Annotated in this window: 1 pseudogene; it reads left to right on the top strand. The window is 70.9% G+C overall.

The window, feature by feature from the left end:
- Window positions 1-2,124 (top strand): annotated as a pseudogene (locus D7V97_RS42595) (amidohydrolase); the annotation flags it as partial.

Raw genomic sequence — 2,124 nt, 5'->3', positions numbered from 1 at the left:
CCCAGGAGCCGCCCCCGCCGCCCGGGCCCAAGGACTCCGCGCGCGACGCCGCCCGCGCGAGCGAGGGAGACGGAGGCACGCCCGCCACCGCCGAAGCCCCGAAGCCCGACGAGAAGAAGGAGGTCTGGAGCGTGGATGCGCCCCCGGGCGCGCAGGCCTCGCAGGTGCCCATCGACGTGCGCGAGGGCACGTGGCTGAACGTGGACGTGAGCCCGCGCGGAGATGAGCTCGTCTTCGACCTGCTGGGCGACGTGTACACGCTGCCCATCGCGGGCGGCGAGGCGAAGGCCCTGACCTCCGGCGCGTCCTGGGACATGCAGCCGCGCTACAGCCCGGACGGCAAGTCCATCGCGTTCACGAGCGACCGGGGCGGCGGCGACAACCTCTGGGTGATGAACCGCGACGGCTCCGACCCGAAGCCCGTGACGCAGGAGAAGTTCCGGCTGCTCAACAGCCCGGCCTGGAGCCCGGACGGCCAGTTCCTGGTGGGGCGCAAGCACTTCACCGGCCGGCGTTCGCTGGGCGCGGGCGAGGTGTGGATGTATCACCGCGCGGGCGGCGAAGGCGTGAAGCTCACCGAGCGCGCCAACGACCAGAAGGACCTGGGCGAGCCCGCGTTCTCCCCCGACGGCCGGTATGTCTACTTCAGCCAGGACACCACGCCGGGCAAGTCCTTCGAGTACGACAAGGACCCGAACAAGGAGATCTACGCCATCCAGCGGCTGGACCTGGAGACGAAGGAGGTGGAGCCCTTCGTCACCGGCCCGGGTGGCTCCATCCGGCCCACGCCGTCACCGGATGGGAAGCAGCTGGCGTTCGTGCGGCGCGTTCGCACGAAGAGCGTGCTGTACGTGGCGGACGTGGCGTCCGGGGCGGAGCGGCCGCTGTACGACGGGCTCGACCGGGACATGCAGGAGACGTGGGCCATCCACGGCGTGTCGCCGGTGATGGCGTGGACGCCGGACAACAAGTCGCTGGTGTTCTGGGCGGGCGGGACGCTGCACCGCATCGATGTGGCGACGAAGCAGGTGACGCCCATTCCCTTCCACGTGAAGGGGACGCGCACGGTGTTCCAGACGGTGCGCAGCCCGCGCAAGGTGGCGCCGGACCGCTTCGACGTGAAGATGCTGCGCTGGATGCAGGTGTCACCGGATGGCAAACGCGTGGTGTACCAGGCGCTGGGCCGGCTGTATGTGAAGGACCTGCCGTCGGGCACGCCGCGAAGGCTGACGCGGCAGAACGAGCACCTGGAGTTCTTCCCGTCGTTCTCCCGCGACGGGCGCTCCATCGTCTACACGACGTGGGATGACGACACGCTGGGCGCGGTGCGCATCGTCGCGGCCACGGGTGGCGAGGGCCGCGTGGTGACGGCGCAGCCGGGCTTCTACGTGGAGCCCGCGCTGAGCCCGGACGGCAAGTCGGTGGTGTACCGGGCGACGGGCGACGGCTACCTGATGCCGGGAACGTGGAGCCGGGAGACGGGGCTGTTCGTGGTGCCGTCCGCGGGCGGGAGCGCGGCGCGCAAGCTGACGCGGGACGGGGAGCAGCCGCACTTCGGGGCGAAGTCGGACCGGGTGTACTTCCTGCGCGTGGAGGAGAAGGAGACGGAGGACGTGCGCACGCTGCAGAGCATCGCGCTGGACGGGGGCGAGGAGCGCTCGCACTTGAAGAGCGCGGGGGCGCTGGAGATGCGGGTGTCGCCGGATGACCGGTGGGTGGCCTTCCGCGAGGACTTCAACGCCTACGTGACGCCCTTCGTGCGCGGCTCCAAGGAGGCGATGGTGGGGCCGGGCACGAAGGCGATGCCGGTGACGCAGGTGAGCCGTGACGCGGGCGAGTACCTGCACTGGTCCGGGGCCGGCGCGCGGCTGTCATTGCACTGGGCGCTGGGGCCCCAGCTCTTCACGCGGGCGCTGAAGGACGCGTTCACGTTCATGGACGGGGCGCCGAAGACGCTGCCGCCGCCTTCGTTCCAGGGGGTGGACGTGTCGTTCTCCGGGAAGTCGGACGTGCCGGAGGGGACGCTCGCGCTGGTGGGGGCGCGCATCCTCACGATGAAGGGTGAGGAGGTGTTGCAGGAGGGCGTGGTGGTGGTGAAGGGCAACCGCATCGTGGCGGTGGGCC

It is taken from the genome of Corallococcus sp. CA053C (assembly GCF_003611675.1).
Taxonomy (GTDB): domain Bacteria; phylum Myxococcota; class Myxococcia; order Myxococcales; family Myxococcaceae; genus Corallococcus.
This window is presented reverse-complemented; position numbering and strand designations above follow the sequence as displayed.